We start from the raw sequence: 17205 nt of genomic DNA, 5'->3' as shown, positions 1-17205 counted from the left end.
CGACCCGGCAGCGTCATCTTTTTCGGTGAAAATTGCGGGTTGCCCAGCCCTGCATGAACCACCGAGCGCCTCGCCGACCCACCACACGCCGTATTCCGGCGTGGGTTCTCTCGTGGCTGCTGCTGGCCTTGCTGGTGGCGCCCTGGCTGGGGTCTGTCCATGCCGTGCTGCATGCCAGGGCTCCGGAAACCATCGTGACGGCCGCGGCTGTCGCGGCAACAAAAGCGCCGCACCCGCTACGTCGCCTTTTCGGCGACCACAGCCACAACGGCGATTGCCGCATCTACGACCAGCTCTCGCATGCCGACGGGCTGCACGCCGCAAAGGCCTTGCCGCCGGTGATGCTGCCGCCGGTCGCGGTGCTGGCCTGGCACGCGGGTGAATGCCTGCGCCGCTGGGCCACGCTGTTCGACGCACGCGGGCCTCCCTCACTCGTCTGAAATCGCGGCGCTTCTGCGCCGTCTTGTCCGGTGCCGCATCCGGGGTGCCGGCCTTGCCGCCGCGCGTTACTTCCTTCGGCGCGCCGGCGGTCTTCGATTCCAGCGAGTTCCCCATGTCCTTTTCATTCAAGGCCAGCGCTGTCTGCGCTGCCGTCCTGTCCGTCATCTCTGCTGCTGCCTGGGCCCAGGCCACGCCGGCCGCCAGCCTGCGCGAAGTCACCGTCACCGGCAATCCGCTGGGTGCCGACGCCATCGCTCAACCGGTCGAATCGCTGTCTGGCGACGACCTGACCCTGCGGCTCAAACCGACCCTGGGCGAAACCCTGGACGGCCTGCCGGGCGTCTCGACCACCTATTTCGGCCCCAATGCCAGCCGCCCGATCATTCGCGGCCAGGACGGTGACCGCATCCGCATCCTGCAGAACGGCGGCGCGTCTGTCGACGCCTCGTCGCTCAGCTTCGATCACGCCGTGCCCACCGAGGCGATGCTGGTCGACCGGGTCGAAGTGCTTCGCGGCCCGGCGGCTCTGCTGTACGGCGGCAGCGCGGTAGGCGGTGTGGTCAACGTCATCGACAACCGCATCCCGCGCGAACCCCTGAACGGCATGGACGGCAAGGTGCAACTGGGCGGCGCCACCGGCAACCGCGAGACCGGCGGCGGCGCGATGCTGGAAGGCGGCAACGACCGGTTCGCCCTGCACGTGGACGCTTTCGACCGCCACACTGGCGATGTGCGTGTGCCCGTTTCGCTGGACTGCGAAAAGCCCGGCAAGCTCGGTTTCGGCAAACGCATCTGCAATTCTTCGAGCCAGAGCCATGGCGGTTCGGTCGGGGGCACCCTGTTCTTCGACCAGGGTTACCTGGGCGCTTCGGTCACCAGCTACCGCAGCACCTACGGCACTGTGGCGGAAGACGAAGTGACCATCGGCATGCGCCAGGACCGCTATGCGCTGGAAGGCGAGTGGCGTGTCAATGCCTTCGGCCTCAAGAGCCTGAAGATGCAGGCCAGCCACACCGACTACACCCACACCGAATACGAGGGCGGGGCGCCGGGCACCACCTTCAACAATCGCGGCAACGAACTGCGGCTGGAAGCGCGGCACATGCCGCTCGGCCCACTGCAGGGACTGGTCGGCCTGCAGGTCGAATCGAACAGCTTCTCGGCGATCGGCGACGAGGCCTTCGCGCCCCGTAGCCGCACACACAACGCCGCGCTGTTCGTGCATGAAGAAATGCCGATGTCCTGGGGCCGGCTCAATTTCGGCGCTCGCACCGAACATGTCGAGGTCGAGTCCTTCGGCAATCCGGACATCGCGCGTTTTGCCACCGGCAAATCCCAGTTCAATCCGCACAGTGCCGCCGTGGGCGCGCTGGTCGACCTGACACCCGCCTGGAAACTGACCTCCAACCTGGCCTATACCCAGCGCGCACCCAAGGATTACGAACTGTTCGCCAACGGCCCGCACCTGGCCACGGCGGCCTGGGAAACCGGCGACACCTCGCTGTCGGTAGAAAAATCCACCAGCCTCGACCTGGGCGCCGAATGGAAGAGCGGCCCTCACCGCTTCAAGGCGACCACCTATGTCAGCAACTTCGGCAACTACATCGGGCTGGCACGTACCGGTGATGTGCTGAGCGAGGACGGCGAACGCAACCCGACTGCGGCCGGCATCGACACCCTGCCGGAATACCGCTACAGCGGCATGCGGGCGCGGTTCTACGGCGTCGAGTCGAGCGGCACGGTGCGCCTGGCGGGCCAGCAGGGCCTGGCCGGCCCCCTGGCCGGCGGCACGCTGGACCTGCAATTGCGCGCCGACCTGACCCGGGCCACCAACCGCGACACCGGCGAACCGCTGCCCCGCATCGCGCCGCTGCGTGCCGGCGCGACGCTGGCCTGGGCCAACGGACCGTGGCGCCTGACCGGTGGTTTCGACTACCTGGATTCGCAGGACCGGGTGGCCTCGGGCGACCGTGCCACCCCGAGCTACACGCTGTGGAATGCGTCGCTCGGCTGGCGCACCCAGGCGCAGTTCGGTTCACTCAAGACCAACCTGCTGTGGTTTGCCCGCCTGGACAACATCACCGACAAACTGGCTTACAGCGCCACTTCGATCCTGACCACGACCGCCTATCCCAAGGCGCCGTTGCCGGGTCGCAGCCTGCGTGTGGGTGTGCAGGCCAGCTTCTAAGGACTGAAGTCCAGGTGGGGACAGAGCGGCAAGCCGGGGGGCTTCGGGTATTCCCTGGTGTCTCGGTTAAAGTGCCGCCCTTTGCCTGCCTGGACTTTTCCCGGGCGCTGTTGCCGTGATCCACGCCGTCTTTACCGCACTCGCGCCGGTCGTCCTGTTCATCCTCGTGGGTTTCATCTGCGGCCGGCGCGGGCTGATACGGGCCAGCGCCATCCCGGACCTGAGCAACCTCACCTTCATGGTGCTGACACCGGCGCTGCTGTTTCGCACCATGAGTTCGGTGCATGTGGCGCAACTGGATTTCCGACCCATCGCGGTGTATTTCTGCGTGGCTGCGCTGGTGTTTCTCGGCGTGTGTGTGGTGCGCGGATTCGGCCGCCACGGCACCGTGCTGGCGCTGGCCGGCACCTTCAGCAACACCACCATGATCGGCGTGCCGCTGGTCGGCCTGGCGTTCGGTCCGGCAGGGCTGGTGACACTGTTCACCCTGGTGTCGGTGCACGCCTTCGTGCTGTTGACCTGCGCCACCATCCTGCTCGAACTGGCCGTGTCGCGCGAAGACGTGGCGGCAGGCCGCCAGCAGCCGCGCCACATGGCCGTCACCGTGATGAAGGCGGTGCGCAACGGCGTGTTGCACCCGGTGCCGCTGCCCATCATCCTGGGACTGCTGTACGGTTCGACCGGGCTGCCGCTGCCGGGCGTGATCGACCAGTCGCTGCTGATCCTGGGCAATGCCCAGGTGCCGGTGGCGCTGACGCTGGTGGGTGTCACGCTGGCTTTCTCTCGCATCGGCCGGCAATGGCGCGGTGCGCTGGCCATGAGCGGGGTGAAGATCGTGCTGCATCCGGTCGGCATGGTCGCCGCCGGCAAGCTGATGGGTTTGTCGGGCGTGCCGCTGTCGGTGATGGTGGTGACCGCGGCGCTGCCCATCGGCGCCAATGTGTTCCTGTTCTCGCAGCGCTATCGCACGGCCGAGGACGTGGTGACTTCCAGCGTGGCGGTGTCGACCATCCTGGGCCTGGTGACGTTGCCGATCGCGCTGCTGGTGGCAGCGCATCTTTAGATATTCCGACCTGTCGACCGGTTCAGGGCGCCAGGCGTTCGCGTTGCCAGCCGCCGGGCTGCTGGCGGTAGTGCAGCCGGTCGTGCAGCCGGCTCTTGCGGCCTTGCCAGAACTCCCAGCCGTCCGGCACCAGCCGGAAACCGCCCCAGTGCGGCGGGCGCGGCGGGTTCAGCAGAAAACGCGCGCCTGCCTTGGCGGCGTTGGCCACCAGCACGCTGCGGCTGGAAATGACTTCGCTCTGCGGGCTGGCCCATGCACCGATGCGTGAATCGAGCGGACGGCTGTTGAAGTAGGCGTCGCTCTCCTCGGCCGAGGTGCGTTCCACGCGGCCCTCGATACGCACCACACGCTCCAGCTCGACCCAGTGGAACTGCAGCGCGGCGAAGGGGTTGCCGGCAAGCTCGCGGCCCTTGCGGCTGTCGTAGTTGGTGAAGAACACGATGCCGCGCTCGTCGTAGCCCTTGATCAGCACGATGCGGCTGCTGGGGCGCAGGTCGCCGCCGACGGTGGCGAGTGTCATCGCGTTGGGTTCGGGCACCTTGGCGGCGATGGCTTCCTTCAGCCAGCGGTCGAACTGGCACAGCGGGTTCTGGTCGGAATCCTGTTCGCCGAGTTCTGCTTTTTCATAGCTCTTGCGAAGGTCGGCGATGTCTTGGTGCAGGGGAGTGTCCATCCCGGTATTTTGCGCCCCGGATAATCGCGGCGATGAACATCACCGCATCTCCGACCGTCCTGATACTGGCTTCGGGCCGTGGCCAGCGTTTCCTGGCAGCCGGCGGCACCGGCCACAAGCTGCAGGCGCTGCTGGCTGGCAGAAGCGTGATGGACCACACCATCGAAGCGGTTCGGGCCTCAGGCCTGCCCTGGCACCTGGAACACTCGGACCGGCACCCGGCGATGGGCGACAGCCTGGCTGCCGCGGTGCGAGCCACCGCCGATGCGGCGGGCTGGCTGATCCTGCCGGCCGACATGCCGCTGGTATTGCCGCAAACCCTGCAGGCGGTGGCTGCCGCGGTGAAGGCCGGTGCCAGCGCCGCTCATCCGGTTCTTGCGGGTCGGCGCGGACATCCGGTGGGGTTTTCCGCCCGGCATTTCGTGCCACTGGCCGATCTGACCGGCGACCACGGCGCGCGAACACTGCTTTCGCGCCTGCGATCCGCCGGGCAGGTGACGGATATCGCATGCGAGGACCACGGTGTCCTGCTCGACATCGACACCCCACAAGACCTCGACGACGCGGCGGCCCTGTGGCAGGCGCGCTTCAGCGCCTGAGGACCGCCGATCCCTAGCGCTTGACGATCACCGCGCAGGCCAGGCGCCCGCCCGAATTGCCGGTGGGCTGGGTCAGGTAGTCGTCGGGCATCGCATGCACGATCAGGCCGCGGCCGACCACGTCGGTCATGCCCGAACCCACGGCAATGCCGCGCAGTTCGGCGCTGAACGTGGCGGTGCCGGTGGCGTCGGCATGCAGGCTGGGCAGGTCGCCGGCATGCACACCCGGGTCGCCCGCATGGCCGTGCTTGGCGCCGGTAGGGTTGAAGTGGCCGCCGGCGCTCATGCCGTCGCCGCTGCTGCAGTCGCCTTTTTCATGGATGTGGAAACCGTGCTCGGCATTGGGCTTCAGGCCCCTGACCGTGCCGTTGACCCGCACCATGTTGCCCAGTTGAGCGAACTGCACCGTGCCGCTGGCGGTGTTGCCGTTGGTGGGCATCAGGTCGGCCGAAGCCACCGGGCCCAGCGGCGGTGTGGTGGTGCAGGCCGCCAGGGCCATCACCGCCATGGCGCACAGGCTGGCGGAAAGGCGCTTGAAATGAACCGGGCGTTGGATGGTGTGTGGCATGTCGGGATGTCTCCGGAAGAAAATAAAATCAGGGCGGACTTTATTCCCTCGATGGCGGGGTTCCTGCATCCGCTTGTGACAGGCGCAGCAGGCGGGCCAGCGCACGGTCCTCGATGCCCATGCGGCGCAGTTGTTCGTAGGTCTGCCGGGCGTAATCGCGGGTGGTGCCGAAGCGGCCGGTCGCAGTCGAGAAGATGCGTCGGTATTCGTCGTCCGCCAACTCGCCGGTGTGGTGCGGACTCTGACGTGAAAGCGTGAAGGCCAGCGCCTGCACCGGGCCCTGCGGAGTGCGGCAAGCCAGCCAGCGCGGGTCGTAGACACCGGTCACCATCTCGCGTTGCCACAGGGTGGCCAGGCCTTCGGCGCAGTCCTGGCGCGGCAGCCGGAACACCATGCCGCGGCAGCTGCCACCCGACAGCAGGCCGAACACCAGCCCCGGACAGGCCGGCGTGCCGCGGTTGACCTGGCTCCACATCTTCAGCGCCCGATGCCAGCCGTGGACCTGGGCCGGCCGGCTTTCGACGAAATCCAGTTCCGGCCGCCACAGCAGCGAGCCGTAACCGAAGACCCATAAATCCTGCTTGCCACCCCATTCCTGGATGGCGTTGTCGAGCATGGCAGCCGGATCCCGGTCGGCGGGCGGGGAGGGGAGAGGTGACGGGAGCACGTGCCCATTATCCAAAACCGGTCGCCGCAAGCACCGTAACCGTGTTCGTACCCGGTTCGTTACTCCCCTGAACGAAAATGCGGATTCACCGGCCTACGATGGGAACACGATGAAACTGCACCCAACAATCGAGCGAGTCACCGACCGCATCCGCGAACGCAGCCACGCCACACGCGCGGCCTACCTGCAACTGGTCGACCAGATGGCCGCCCGCAAACCCGGCGCCGACCGCATGGGTTGCGCCAACGTGGCCCACGCCTTCGCCGGCATGCCGAGCAACGACAAGTTCAAGGTGGTGGCCGAACGCACACCCAACATCGGCATCGTCACCGCGTACAACGACATGTTGTCGGCGCACGCGCCTTACTACCGCTACCCCGAAATCATCAAGGAAGAAGCCCGCAGCCAGGGCGCCACCGCCCAGGTGGCAGGCGGCGTGCCCGCCATGTGCGACGGTGTCACGCAGGGCACGCCGGGCATGGAGTTGAGCCTGTTCTCGCGCGACACCATCGCCATGGGCACCGCCATCGCGCTGTCGCACGATGTCTTCGACGGCGCGCTGATGCTCGGCATCTGCGACAAGATCGTGCCCGGCCTGCTGATCGGAGCCCTGCATTTCGGCCACCTGCCCACGGTGTTCGTGCCGGCCGGGCCGATGACCAGCGGCCTGTCGAACAAGGAAAAAGCCAAGGTGCGCGAACAGGCCGCGCAAGGCCTGGTCGGCCGCAAGGAACTGCTGCAGGCCGAACAGAAGGCCTATCACGACCAGGGCACCTGCACCTTCTACGGCACCGCCAACAGCAACCAGATGCTGCTCGAAGCCATGGGCCTGCACGTGCCCGGCGCTGCCTTCATCACGCCCGGCACGCCGCTGCGCGAACAGCTCACCCGCGAGGCGGTGCGCACGGTGCTGGGCATCCTGCCGAGCCGACGTTATGCACCCATCGGAAAAGTGGTCGACGAACGCTGCATCGTCAACGCCATGGTCGCTCTGCTGTGCACCGGCGGATCGACCAATCACCTCATCCACTGGGTGGCGGTCGCCCGCTCGGCCGGCATCATCATCGACTGGGACGACTTCGCCACGCTGTCCGATGTGGTGCCGCTGGTGTCGCGTGTCTACCCCAACGGCAGTGCCGACGTGAACCAGTTCCAGGCCGCGGGCGGCACCGGTTACGTCATCCGCGAAATGCTCGATGCCGGCCTGATGCACGAAGACGTGCTGACCGTCCGGGAAGGCGGCATCCGCGAACAGACCCGGGTGCCGGTGCCGGCCGATGAGGAAGGCAAGGCTTTCGGATGGCGCGAAACCGGCGCATCGCTCGACCTGGCCGTGTGCCGGCCGGCGAGCGATCCGTTCAGTCCCGTCGGCGGGCTGAAGCTGCTGCAAGGCAACCTGGGACGAGCCGTCATCAAGGTGTCGTCGGTGCCCGACGACCGCCACATCATCGAAGCCCCGGCTCGGGTGTTCGACTCCCAGGAAGCCCTGCATGTGGCCTTCAATGCCGGCGAACTCGAACAGGACACGGTGTGCGTGGTGCGCTGGCAAGGCCCGCGTGCCAACGGCATGCCCGAGCTGCACAAGCTCACCCCGCCGCTGGCCGTGCTGCAGGGCCGGGGCCACCGGGTGGCGCTGGTCACCGACGGCCGCATGAGCGGCGCATCGGGCAATGTGCCGGCCGCCATCCACGTGTCGCCCGAAGCCCTGGCCGGCGGTCCGCTGGCCAAGGTGCTGGACGGCGACATCGTCCGGCTGGACGCCAATGCCGGTACCCTCGAAGTGCTGGTCCCCGCCGAAGTGTGGGCCGCCCGCCCCGACGCCACCATTCCGCCCATGCTCACCGTGGAAGCCGGCCGGGGCATGGGTCGCGAACTGTTTGCCGGCATGCGCCGCAATGCCAACACTGCTGAAGAAGGAGCCTGTACATGGCTGTGAACCAAGACAATACCCCGTTGACCGCCCGCGACGTCATGGCCGACGCGCCGGTCATTCCGGTCATCGTGCTGAACGACGTGGCCCATGCCGTGCCCCTGGCGCGTGCCCTGGTCGCCGGCGGCATCCGCATGCTGGAAGTGACGCTGCGTACTCCGCAGGCGCTGGCCTGCATCAAGGCGATCGCGCAGGAAGTGCCGGAAGCCGTGGTCGGCGCCGGCACCATCCGTACCGCGTCGGATGCCGACCTGGCCGCTGCTGCCGGCGCACGTTTCGGTGTCAGCCCCGGCTACACCCCGACCATCGGCCGTGCCTGCCGTGAAGCCGGCCTGCCCTTGCTGCCGGGTGTGGCGACAGGGTCGGAAATCATGATGGCCCTGGAAGACGGATTCAATTCCCTGAAGTTTTTCCCGGCGATGCAGGCGGGCGGTCCGAACATGCTGAAGGCCTGGTACGGCCCGTTCGCCGACATCAGGTTCTGCCCGACAGGTGGCGTGTCGGCCGGCAATGCCGACGAGTTGCTGGCGCTGCCCAACGTTGCCTGTGTCGGTGGGTCGTGGTTGACACCGGCGGATGCGGTGACGGCGGGCGACTGGGACCGCATTACGGCGCTGGCGCGCGAAGCCAAGGCCTTGGCCCGGGCTGGCAGCTGATATCGATTGAGGGGCCGCATGATTTTTAGGGGATTATGCGGACCTGTCGGTTTACCGCAGGTAGGTTAATAACTTGTCTAGTCTCGACGGCGGAAGATCGATTTTCCCGCGGTCGAACCATGACTGTTCTGTCGTGTCGTATCCCAAGTGATCTTTTCCCCAGATGAACTGTGCAATGTTGCCGGCACGGTAAGTCCGTGTTGCAAGTAGTTCGTTGGTGGAGGTTTCGTAGAGTTTTAGATAAATAAGACTCTCGGCGATAAAATTATATTTAACGGTTTCCATTGTCTTCAGTAGAGACGAAAGTGGTCCAGTCGGTTGCTGCCGCTCTGCTTTTGCGTCAGGGTGCCGTCGACATCCATACGTTGAAATTGAAACTCACGATGTAATTTCTGAATATCTTCGCCGCGCCACGACCAAGGGCTGAAAAGTGCTTTGGATGTATTTCTTTTAAGAATGTTCCGCAGCATTTCCGTGGCGTGTGTTGTTGTCAGGTACGAGTGATTGACCAACTCATCGCGTGCAACTTTTGCGCGCGGGAATTTAAGAATCCAGTCGATTTTTCGTCGCCTGCCACATCCCAGCCTGCGTACCGTGACAGGCAAATTCTGAATGACAAACGGCTCCCGGTGCATCTCGATTTTCCATGCTGCAGTCTTCAAATACCTTTGGTTGCGGCGCAACGACCGGGGCATGTATCCATTTCTGAAATTTATTCCACTTCTCGACCCCTGCGGCAAACGCTTCGACCACGTTCAAGGTCTTGTCGATAATGTCTTCCGACTTTTCACGGCCTGGTTTTGCCGGCCGCCTTGGGGCCGGTGGAGCGTCGCGCATCGGCGGCGGTGCGCGATCCAGCGAAAGCTGAATTTCATCGTCGGTGCATAAGCGGCAACCGTCTTCGCCCGTACGTGGGAAGAAAGCCCGCAGCGCCCAACTGGACTTCCAATAAGGAATTTTCTCGGTCATCTGCGCAGCCCTTTGCTCGGAGCGACGCAGATTACCGGTCAGCGAGAAAGCGTCATATTCATTTTATGAACGGATCCGCGCTGAGGTATGCAATGGATTTTTTTGTGTTACTTCGCCATGGTGTCCGGCTTGGCCGGTGTCTTGGTCGGCAGGCCGGTGGTGGGCGCCTGGCCGGTGGCGTTGACCTTGGCCGATTCGGTCTGCACGGCCGCACCGTCGGCTTTGGCGGAAGTGGCGCGGATGCCGCCGTTCTTTTCGCAGCCCGTCTTGTCGGTGGCGTGGGTGCCGTCCTGGCACATCACGGCCGACTGCTTTTCGTACTTGGTGTCCTTCGTCGCGGACTGCGCCGACGTCACGGTCGCCAAAGCCAATGCGGCGGTGCCGAGCAGAAGGGTCAGGCGCGAATGATTCGAGGTCTTGGTCATGTCGAGGTCTCCTTCAATCAATAGTGGAAGGCCAGTCTGCACCCGCTTTTGCCGTCCCAGGGTCAACCAAATGCAAGCGCGCGCATGGCTGCGCCACGCTTGGGTTTTCTTCCTACAGCTTCCGGCGCGGCGGTGCTGACAGGCTGGCCGCCATGGCCAAGTCCCCACCCGAACAAACCCCCGAAACGTCCGGAACTTCCGAAAAACCCGGCTTTGTCACCGTGCGCGGCGCCCGCGAGCACAACCTGAGGCAGGTCGATGTGGATATCCCGCGCAACCGGCTGGTGGTATTCACCGGCGTGTCCGGCTCGGGAAAATCATCCCTCGCTTTCGGCACCATCTACGCGGAAGCCCAGCGCCGTTATTTCGATTCGGTTGCGCCGTACGCCCGTCGCCTGCTCGACCAGGCGGGCACACCGCAGGTCGACCGCATCGACGGACTGCCGCCCGCCGTGGCGCTGCAGCAGCAACGCGGCACACCCACGGCGCGCTCGACCGTCGGCAGCGTCACCCATCTGTCGGACCTGCTGCGGCTGCTGTATTCACGGGCCGGGCACTATCCGGCGGACCAGCCGATGCTGTTCGCCGAGGATTTTTCACCCAACACTCCGCAGGGCGCCTGCCCGCATTGCCACGGACTCGGGCGGGTCTACGACGCCACCGAAAAGACCATGGTGCCCGACCCGTCGCTGAGCATCCGCCACCGCGCCATCGCCTCCTGGCCGCCGGCCTGGTACGGCCAGAACCTGCGCGACATCCTGGTGACGCTCGGCCACGATGTCGACAGGCCCTGGCGCGAACTGCCCAAAAAAACCCGGGACTGGATCCTTTTCACCGAAGACCAGCCGACAGTGCCCGTCTACGCCGGTTTCAGTCCCGACGAGACGCAGGATGCCGTGCGCCGCAAGCTGGCGCCCAGCTACATGGGCACCTTCAGCAGCGCCCGGCGATACCTGCTGCACACCTTCGCCACCACGCAGAGCGCGATGGCCAAGAAACGTGCGGCGCGCTTCCTGGTCAGCACGCCGTGTCCGGTATGCGACGGCAAACGGCTCAAGCCCGAAGCACTGTCGGTCACGTTCGGCGGCCTCGACATCGGTGCATTGGCGCGCCTCCCGCTGGGTGCCGTGGCCGAGCTGCTGCAGCCTGCGGCGGAGGACCGTCTATCCGGGTCTGCCGCTGCACCCGCGGCACCGAAGAAAGCCCGCATGGCGCGCCAGGCCGGGACGGCTCATGCCGGCACCGAGGACGTGACCCGCACCGCCGGCCTGAGCACCGAAAAACGGATGGCAGCCCAACGAATCGCCGTCGAACTGCGGGAACGCATCGGCCGACTTACCGGCCTCGGCCTGGGCTACCTCAGCCTGGAGCGCGCCACCACCACGCTGTCGCCGGGCGAACTGCAGCGCCTGCGGCTGGGGACGCAACTGGCATCACAGCTCTTCGGTGTCGTCTACGTGCTCGATGAACCGTCCGCCGGCCTGCATCCCGCGGACGGCGAAGCGCTGCTCGATGCGCTGGAACGGCTGCGTGACGCGGGCAATTCGATCTTCGTGGTGGAACACGACACCGCCACCATGCGGCGCGCCGACTGGCTGGTCGACGTCGGGCCGGGTGCCGGTGAACATGGCGGCAAGGTGCTCTACAGCGGCCCGCCCGACGGGCTGGCGGAGGTGGCGGAATCGCAGACGCGGCGATACCTGTTCGATGCTGGAAACCAGGGCGAGCCGCATATTCCCCGCGAGCCTCGCGCGCCGGCCGGCTGGCTGCGCCTGGCCGAGATCAGCCGCAACAACCTGCACCGGGTGGAAGCCGCGTTTCCGCTGGGCTGCCTGTGTGCGGTCACGGGTGTGTCGGGGTCCGGCAAGTCCAGCCTGGTAAGCCAGGCACTGGTGGAACTGGTCGGTGAAAGTCTCGGTGTGATGCCCGGCGAAGAAACGGACGAAGACAAATCCGGTGAGCCGGAAGAGGGTGCGGACGCGCCGACCGAAATGGCCGGCGGCCGCATTGCCGATGGGATGGAGACGCTGAAAAGACTGGTGCAGGTCGACCAGAAACCCATCGGCCGCACGCCAAGGTCGAACCTGGCCACCTACACCGGCCTGTTCGATTCGGTGCGCAAGCTGTTCGCCGCCACGCCGGAAGCGCGCCGCCGGCATTACGGAGCCGGACGGTTTTCCTTCAATGTCGCGCAGGGCCGTTGCCCGGTCTGCGAGGGCGAAGGTTTTGTCAGCGTCGAGATGATGTTCATGCCCAGCGTCTATGCGCCGTGCCCCGAATGCCATGGCGCGCGGTATGCGCCCGACACGCTGGAGGTGCGCTGGAACGACCGCAACATCGCAGAGGTGCTGGCCATGACGGTCGACGCCGCGCTGGAGTTCTTCCGGGGCGAGGCGTCGGTGCATCGGTCGCTGGAGGTGCTGCAGCAGATCGGCCTGGGGTACCTGCGGCTCGGCCAGCCCGCCACCGAGCTTTCCGGCGGCGAGGCGCAGCGCATCAAGCTGGCGACCGAGCTTCAACGGCCACGCCGCGGCGACACCTTGTATGTGCTGGACGAACCCACCACCGGCCTGCATCCGGCGGACGTCGACCGCCTGATGACCCATCTGCACGCCCTGGCCGATGCCGGCAACACGGTGGTGGTGGTCGAACACGACATGCGGGTGGTGGCCGGCTGCGACTGGGTGATCGATGTCGGCCCAGGCGCGGGCGACGAAGGCGGACGCATCGTCGCGTCGGGTACGCCGGCCGAGGTGGCGGCTGCGGCGGGCAGCCAGACCGCGGCCTATCTTGCAGCCGCTACCGGTCTTTTTTCCGCAGCGCCAGCCAGCCGGCGATCACGGTAAACGCCAGCACCAGCGACACCAGGATCCAGAAGCCGTGCGGGCTTTCCGCGAGCGGCACGCCACCGACGTTCATGCCGAACAGGCCGGCCAGGATGTTGATCGGCAGGGCCAGCACGGTGACCACCGTCAGCACGAACAGGCTGCGGTTGTTGTCTTCGTTGACACTCGCGGCGATTTCTTCCTGCAGCAGCTTGATGCGCTCCTGCAGGCCCTGCATGTCGCGCAGCACCACCGAAAATTCCTCGGTCGAGCCGCGCAGTTGCTGCAGGTCGTCTTCTGCCATCCAGGCGGGCGGATGGTGCAGGACCCGGAACAGGGCCGCGGGTTCGGGTGCCAGCAGCCGCTGAAGCCGAACCAGCAATCGCCGCAGCGTGCCGAGCTTCGACCGTTCCCGGTCGCGCCGGCCGGCCAGCAGCTTGTCTTCCACATCGTCCACCTTGGCAGTGACACCTCGCAGGATTTCCACCAGGCTGCCGGCCTGGGCTCGCATCAGCTGTTCCAGCAGTTCCACGCTGGACCTGGGCGAACGGCCGTCGCGCACGGCGGTCCGCAAGGAATCGATGGAACGCAGCGGCCGGCTGCGGGCGGTCACCACCAGCTGGGGCCGGACGCAGATCCAGAGGGTCGAGATGTCCGAAGGCTCGAAACCGAAGTCGAAATGCACGTCGTTCAGCACCGCCACCAGCGCGTCGTCGTCGCGTTCGATGCGGGTGGAATGGACGTTCTCCTTCAAAGCGTCGAAGAACGCGTCCGGCAGGCCGGCGTGGCGCTCGATCCAGCGCTCGGCCTGTGCATGGCTGAGATTGAAGTGCAGCCACGCGAAGTCGTCGGACCGCGGGTCGGCGTCGTGCAGCCACACGGCGGCCTCGTCGAGGGACAGGGGGCGGGCGACATCGGCGCCAGCGTCGAAGCGGTAGCCGCAGATCAGGGGCTCGGACATGGAGCCCGCCATGCTCACCCGCGCAGATGACGGTGATGTGTCAGTCATTTCGCAGGGCGTCCACCAGAGCTTCGACCACCGTCGTCCAGTCGCCGCGCTCGGTCTGCCGGAACAGCCGGGTACTGCGGTACCAGGGCGTGTCGTCGCGGTCGCGCAACCAGCGCCAGTCGTTGCGCCAGGCGGGCAGCATCACCCAGCAGGGCACGTCCAGCGCGCCGGCCAGGTGGCAGGCGGCGGTGTCGACGCAGATCAGCAGGTCGAGCTGCGAGACGATGGCGGCGCTGTCCGAGAAAGTTTCGATTTCGCTGCCCAGGTGCACGAGCGGCTGGCCGGGCGGCGGGTTTTTCGCTTCGTCCTCGCCGGCCCATTTCTGCAGGCTGACGAAAACCAGGCCGGGCACCGACCACAGAGGCGCCAGCACCGGTAGGCCGGGCAGCGAACGTTCCGCGTCGTTGTCGTGCTGCACATTGCCGCGCCAGACCAGGCCGATGCGCCTGCCGGCCGTGGGCATCCGCGGCGCCCAGCGGGCGACGGTCAGCGGGTCGGCCGACAAATACGGCGTACGGCCCGGAATGGTCTCCAGCGTGCTGCCGCAGAACAGCGGCAGGCTCAGCATCGGCACCCAGTAGTCATGCGATGCCAGGGCGGCCGGCGCGTCTTCAAGGGTGATCACCGCATCGGGGCCGTCGAGGGTTCGCAGCAGTCCGACCAGCGAGTCGGTGCAGGCGCAGGTGATGAAAGCCGGCTGCCGCTGCGTCCGCACGATGGCGATGTACCGGCAGAACTGCAGTTGGTCGCCATGGCCTTGTTCGGGCCACACCAGCAGGCGCCTGCCGGCGAGGGATTCGCCTTTCCACTGGCGGGCGGCGTTGGCGGGAGGCGTGTCCGGAAATCCCGGCACGGCACCCGGCACCCGCAGCCGGTAACGCATTTCGGTGTGGGCGAAACCCTCCGGCAGGCGGCCCAGCGACAGCAGCAGCTGGCCGAGGTTGATATGTGCGGACGGCTGTTCCGGATCGAGCGCCAGCGCCTCGCGCAGGACTTCTTCCGCTTCCTTCAACCGGCCCTGGTCGAAGAACAGCGCGCCCAGGTTCGACAGGTGCGCCGCATGGCCGGGTTGCAGGCGCATGGCTTCGCGGTAATGGTGTTCGGCCTCGCCGGGCGTGCCATGCGGTTTGCGCGCCAGCACGCCTGCCAGGTGGTTGTGGATCTCGGCCCGTTCCGGTGCCAGCGCCAGGGCGCGGCGCTGCAGGGTTTCGGCTTCGTCGAAACGGCGCAGTTCTTCGACCGCCAGGCCGAGGTTGGTCAGCGCCGCCACATCGTCGGGCTGCATTTCGAGGGCGGATCGGTACAGTGTTTCAGCTTCCGTCCAGCGTTTTCCGGCAGCCATGAGCACACCCAGGTTGACCAGCGTCCGGGGCTGCCGCGGGTCCAGGTGGAGTGCGTGGCGCATTGCCCGTTCTGCCGCTTCGTCCTCGCGCCGGTGCAGGCGCAACAGGCCCAGGTTGGCCCAGCAGGTGGCATCGGCGCTGCCGTTGTCGGCGGCGGTTTGCCAGCAGGCCAGGGCTTCGTCGGTTCGGCCGAGCGACAGCAGCAGGGCGCCGAGTTGCTGGGTGATGCCGGCATCCGGCCGCAGCGCCAGCGACCGGCGCCAGGCATGTTCGGCATCGGCAACGCGGCCCAGCAGACGGGCGGCCAGTGCGGCGACGCTCCACAAGGCAGCGTCGCCCGGGTTCAGCCGCAGTGCGTCGAATGCCAGGCCGAAAGCCTGCCCGGGCCGGCCGGCATCCAGTGCATCCAGCGCGGCGCCGATGGCGGTTTCAGCGCGCATGCGGCAGGGCCTGGATTCTTGCGACCAGGGCGCTGGTGGACCGTCCCGCCACGAAGGGCAGGGCGATGACGGTGCCGCCCCAGCTGCGCACCAGCGCGGCTTCGGGCAGCGTGGCCATGTCGTAGTCGCCGCCTTTCACATAGATGTCCGGCCGCAACCTTTCGATCAGTGCGAGCGGCGCGGCGTCGTCGAAGGGCAGCACCAGCGACACGCAGGCCAGTGCCTGCAGCACGACCGTGCGGTCCGCGCAGGGCACCAGTGGCCGGCCCGGGCCCTTGCCCAGGGCGGCGGCCGAAGCGTCGGAATTCAGCCCCACCACCAGCGCCGAGCCCAGCGCCCGCGCCTGCTGCAGATATTCGACATGGCCGCGGTGCAGCAGGTCGAACACGCCGTTGGTGAAGACCAGGGGCCGGGGGAGATGGTTCGAGTCGATGGCGGTCAAACGAAGAGTTCCTCGTAACGGACACCCGCGGTCCCGAAACGGCCGACCACGATGCCGGCGGCCCGGTTGGCGAAAGGCACGGCCTGGCGCACGGGCAGGCCGTGCCCCATCAGCAGGGCCATGACGGCGGCCACGGTGTCGCCGGCACCGGTCACGTCGAACACCTCGCGGGCGGTGGCCGGTACATGCAGCGCGCCTTCCGCGTCGAAGAGTGTCATGCCCTGTTCGGCGCGGGTGGCCAGCAGCGCCTGCAGGCCCAGCTGCCGGCGCAGCGCCTGTGCGCGCTCGGCCAGGTCGGCTTCGTCGCGCCAGATGCCGACGGCTTCCTGCAGTTCTGCGCGGTTGGGTGTCAACAGGCTGGCACCGGCATAGCGGGAGAAGTCGCCGCCGCGCGGGTCGACCACCACGGGCAGCCCGGCCGCGCGGGCCCGGCCGATGAGGCCTGGCACCCGGCTCAACGCGCTTCGGCCGTAGTCGGACAGCAGCAGCGCCGAATGGCGGGGCAGGGCTTCTGCGAAGGCAAGGTCGAAGCCGTCCAGCGCCGCGGCTGAGGGTTGGCCCTGCACGAAGTCGGCCCGCAGCAACTGCTGTGCGCGGCCGACGATACGCAGCTTGACGGTGGTCGGCAAAGCGGCGTCGACCGGGCCGATGCTGGCCACACCCTGCGTCGCCAGCAGGGCTTGCAGGCTGGCGGCATCACGGTCGCCGCCGCGCACCCACAGCAAGGTCGCACCGGCGCCGAGGGTCCGCAGGTTCATGGCCGCGTTGGCCGCGCCGCCGAGCCGTTCTTCTTCACGGGTCACTTGCACGACGGGCACCGGCGCCTCGCGCGAAATGTGGTCCACGCTGCCCAGCCAGTAGCGGTCGAGGATGGCGTCTCCGGCGACCAGCACACGGCATTCGGCGATCTGGCGAGCTCTGGGATTCATCGTTTCCTGAACCGGGTGGAAAAGCCCGCAAGCATGAC

General features: G+C 66.9%; 16 protein-coding genes. 7 read left to right on the top strand and 9 right to left on the bottom strand.

Annotation, left to right across the window (positions count from 1 at the left end):
- Window positions 1–53: 53 nt before the first annotated feature.
- The 3 genes from AC3ANW_RS14310 to AC3ANW_RS14300 all read left to right on the top strand — a co-directional run bounded on the left by AC3ANW_RS14310 (window position 54) and on the right by AC3ANW_RS14300 (window position 3692).
- Window positions 54–440 carry a hypothetical protein gene (locus AC3ANW_RS14310; RefSeq protein WP_488341514.1) on the top strand — a complete coding sequence of 129 codons (387 nt, stop codon included), beginning with the start codon at window positions 54–56 and terminating at the stop codon, window positions 438–440.
- A gap of 113 nt (window positions 441–553) precedes the next feature.
- Window positions 554–2629 (top strand): TonB-dependent receptor, encoded by a 2076-nt coding sequence (locus AC3ANW_RS14305; protein ID WP_488341513.1) that lies wholly within the window; start codon window positions 554–556, stop codon window positions 2627–2629.
- A 115-nt stretch (window positions 2630–2744) separates the two neighbouring features.
- Window positions 2745–3692 carry an AEC family transporter gene (locus AC3ANW_RS14300; protein WP_488341512.1) on the top strand — a complete coding sequence of 316 codons (948 nt, stop codon included), beginning with the start codon at window positions 2745–2747 and terminating at the stop codon, window positions 3690–3692.
- A 22-nt stretch (window positions 3693–3714) separates the two neighbouring features.
- Here the strand turns inward: AC3ANW_RS14300 and pdxH are convergent, their stop codons facing one another.
- Window positions 3715–4365 (bottom strand): pyridoxamine 5'-phosphate oxidase, encoded by a 651-nt coding sequence (pdxH, locus tag AC3ANW_RS14295; protein ID WP_488341511.1) that lies wholly within the window; start codon window positions 4363–4365, stop codon window positions 3715–3717.
- Between the two features lie 32 nt (window positions 4366–4397).
- On the opposite strand from pdxH, the gene AC3ANW_RS14290 reads away from it, so the two are divergent.
- The gene (locus AC3ANW_RS14290) at window positions 4398–4964 is read left to right on the top strand and encodes a nucleotidyltransferase family protein (protein WP_488341510.1); all 567 of its coding nucleotides are present in this window, start codon (window positions 4398–4400) and stop codon (window positions 4962–4964) included.
- A gap of 13 nt (window positions 4965–4977) precedes the next feature.
- Here the strand turns inward: AC3ANW_RS14290 and AC3ANW_RS14285 are convergent, their stop codons facing one another.
- Together AC3ANW_RS14285 and AC3ANW_RS14280 are read right to left on the bottom strand one after the other, a co-directional pair.
- Window positions 4978–5532 (bottom strand): superoxide dismutase family protein, encoded by a 555-nt coding sequence (locus AC3ANW_RS14285; protein ID WP_488341509.1) that lies wholly within the window; start codon window positions 5530–5532, stop codon window positions 4978–4980.
- Window positions 5533–5572: 40 nt separating this feature from the next.
- Entirely contained in the window at window positions 5573–6148 is a 576-nt protein-coding gene (locus AC3ANW_RS14280) for a gamma-glutamylcyclotransferase (protein WP_488341508.1), read from the bottom strand.
- Between the two features lie 160 nt (window positions 6149–6308).
- Between AC3ANW_RS14280 and edd the strand changes: the two genes are divergently transcribed.
- Both edd and eda read left to right on the top strand, forming a co-directional pair.
- A complete protein-coding gene (edd, locus tag AC3ANW_RS14275; RefSeq protein WP_488341507.1) occupies window positions 6309–8135 on the top strand; it encodes a phosphogluconate dehydratase in 1827 nt (608 codons plus the stop codon).
- Window positions 8126–8785 (top strand): bifunctional 4-hydroxy-2-oxoglutarate aldolase/2-dehydro-3-deoxy-phosphogluconate aldolase, encoded by a 660-nt coding sequence (eda, locus tag AC3ANW_RS14270; protein ID WP_488341506.1) that lies wholly within the window; start codon window positions 8126–8128, stop codon window positions 8783–8785. The genes edd and eda overlap by 10 nt, the downstream gene beginning before the upstream one ends.
- Window positions 8786–9328: 543 nt before the next feature.
- Here the strand turns inward: eda and AC3ANW_RS14265 are convergent.
- Window positions 9329–9754 (bottom strand): hypothetical protein, encoded by a 426-nt coding sequence (locus tag AC3ANW_RS14265; RefSeq protein WP_488341505.1) that lies wholly within the window; start codon window positions 9752–9754, stop codon window positions 9329–9331.
- 107 nt (window positions 9755–9861) lie between these two features.
- The gene (locus AC3ANW_RS14260; protein ID WP_488341504.1) at window positions 9862–10179 is read right to left on the bottom strand and encodes a hypothetical protein; all 318 of its coding nucleotides are present in this window, start codon (window positions 10177–10179) and stop codon (window positions 9862–9864) included.
- A 152-nt stretch (window positions 10180–10331) separates the two neighbouring features.
- On the opposite strand from AC3ANW_RS14260, the gene AC3ANW_RS14255 reads away from it, so the two are divergent.
- Window positions 10332–13025, top strand: coding sequence for an excinuclease ABC subunit UvrA (locus tag AC3ANW_RS14255; protein ID WP_488341503.1), 2694 nt, complete (start codon window positions 10332–10334; stop codon window positions 13023–13025).
- Here AC3ANW_RS14255 and AC3ANW_RS14250 read toward each other — a convergent pair.
- From AC3ANW_RS14250 to AC3ANW_RS14235, 4 genes are read right to left on the bottom strand one after another with little or no spacing between them, the layout of a single operon-like run.
- On the bottom strand, window positions 12979–14013 hold the full coding sequence (locus tag AC3ANW_RS14250; protein ID WP_488341502.1) for a transporter: 1035 nt from the start codon (window positions 14011–14013) through the stop codon (window positions 12979–12981). The genes AC3ANW_RS14255 and AC3ANW_RS14250 overlap by 47 nt on opposite strands.
- Window positions 14006–15796, bottom strand: a complete 1791-nt coding sequence (locus AC3ANW_RS14245; protein ID WP_488341501.1) for a tetratricopeptide repeat protein — start codon at window positions 15794–15796, stop codon at window positions 14006–14008. Before AC3ANW_RS14245 ends, AC3ANW_RS14250 begins: the two co-directional genes overlap by 8 nt.
- A complete protein-coding gene (locus AC3ANW_RS14240) occupies window positions 15786–16238 on the bottom strand; it encodes an adenylyltransferase/cytidyltransferase family protein (protein ID WP_488341500.1) in 453 nt (150 codons plus the stop codon). The genes AC3ANW_RS14245 and AC3ANW_RS14240 overlap by 11 nt, the downstream gene beginning before the upstream one ends.
- Window positions 16235–17167 carry a bifunctional heptose 7-phosphate kinase/heptose 1-phosphate adenyltransferase gene (locus AC3ANW_RS14235; protein WP_488341499.1) on the bottom strand — a complete coding sequence of 311 codons (933 nt, stop codon included), beginning with the start codon at window positions 17165–17167 and terminating at the stop codon, window positions 16235–16237. Before AC3ANW_RS14235 ends, AC3ANW_RS14240 begins: the two co-directional genes overlap by 4 nt.
- Window positions 17168–17205 lie beyond the last annotated feature (38 nt).

The sequence above is a fragment of the Xylophilus sp. PBN-3R genome (assembly GCF_057747805.1).
Note: the sequence above shows the minus strand (reverse complement) of the source record. Positions and strands in the feature narration are given on the sequence as shown.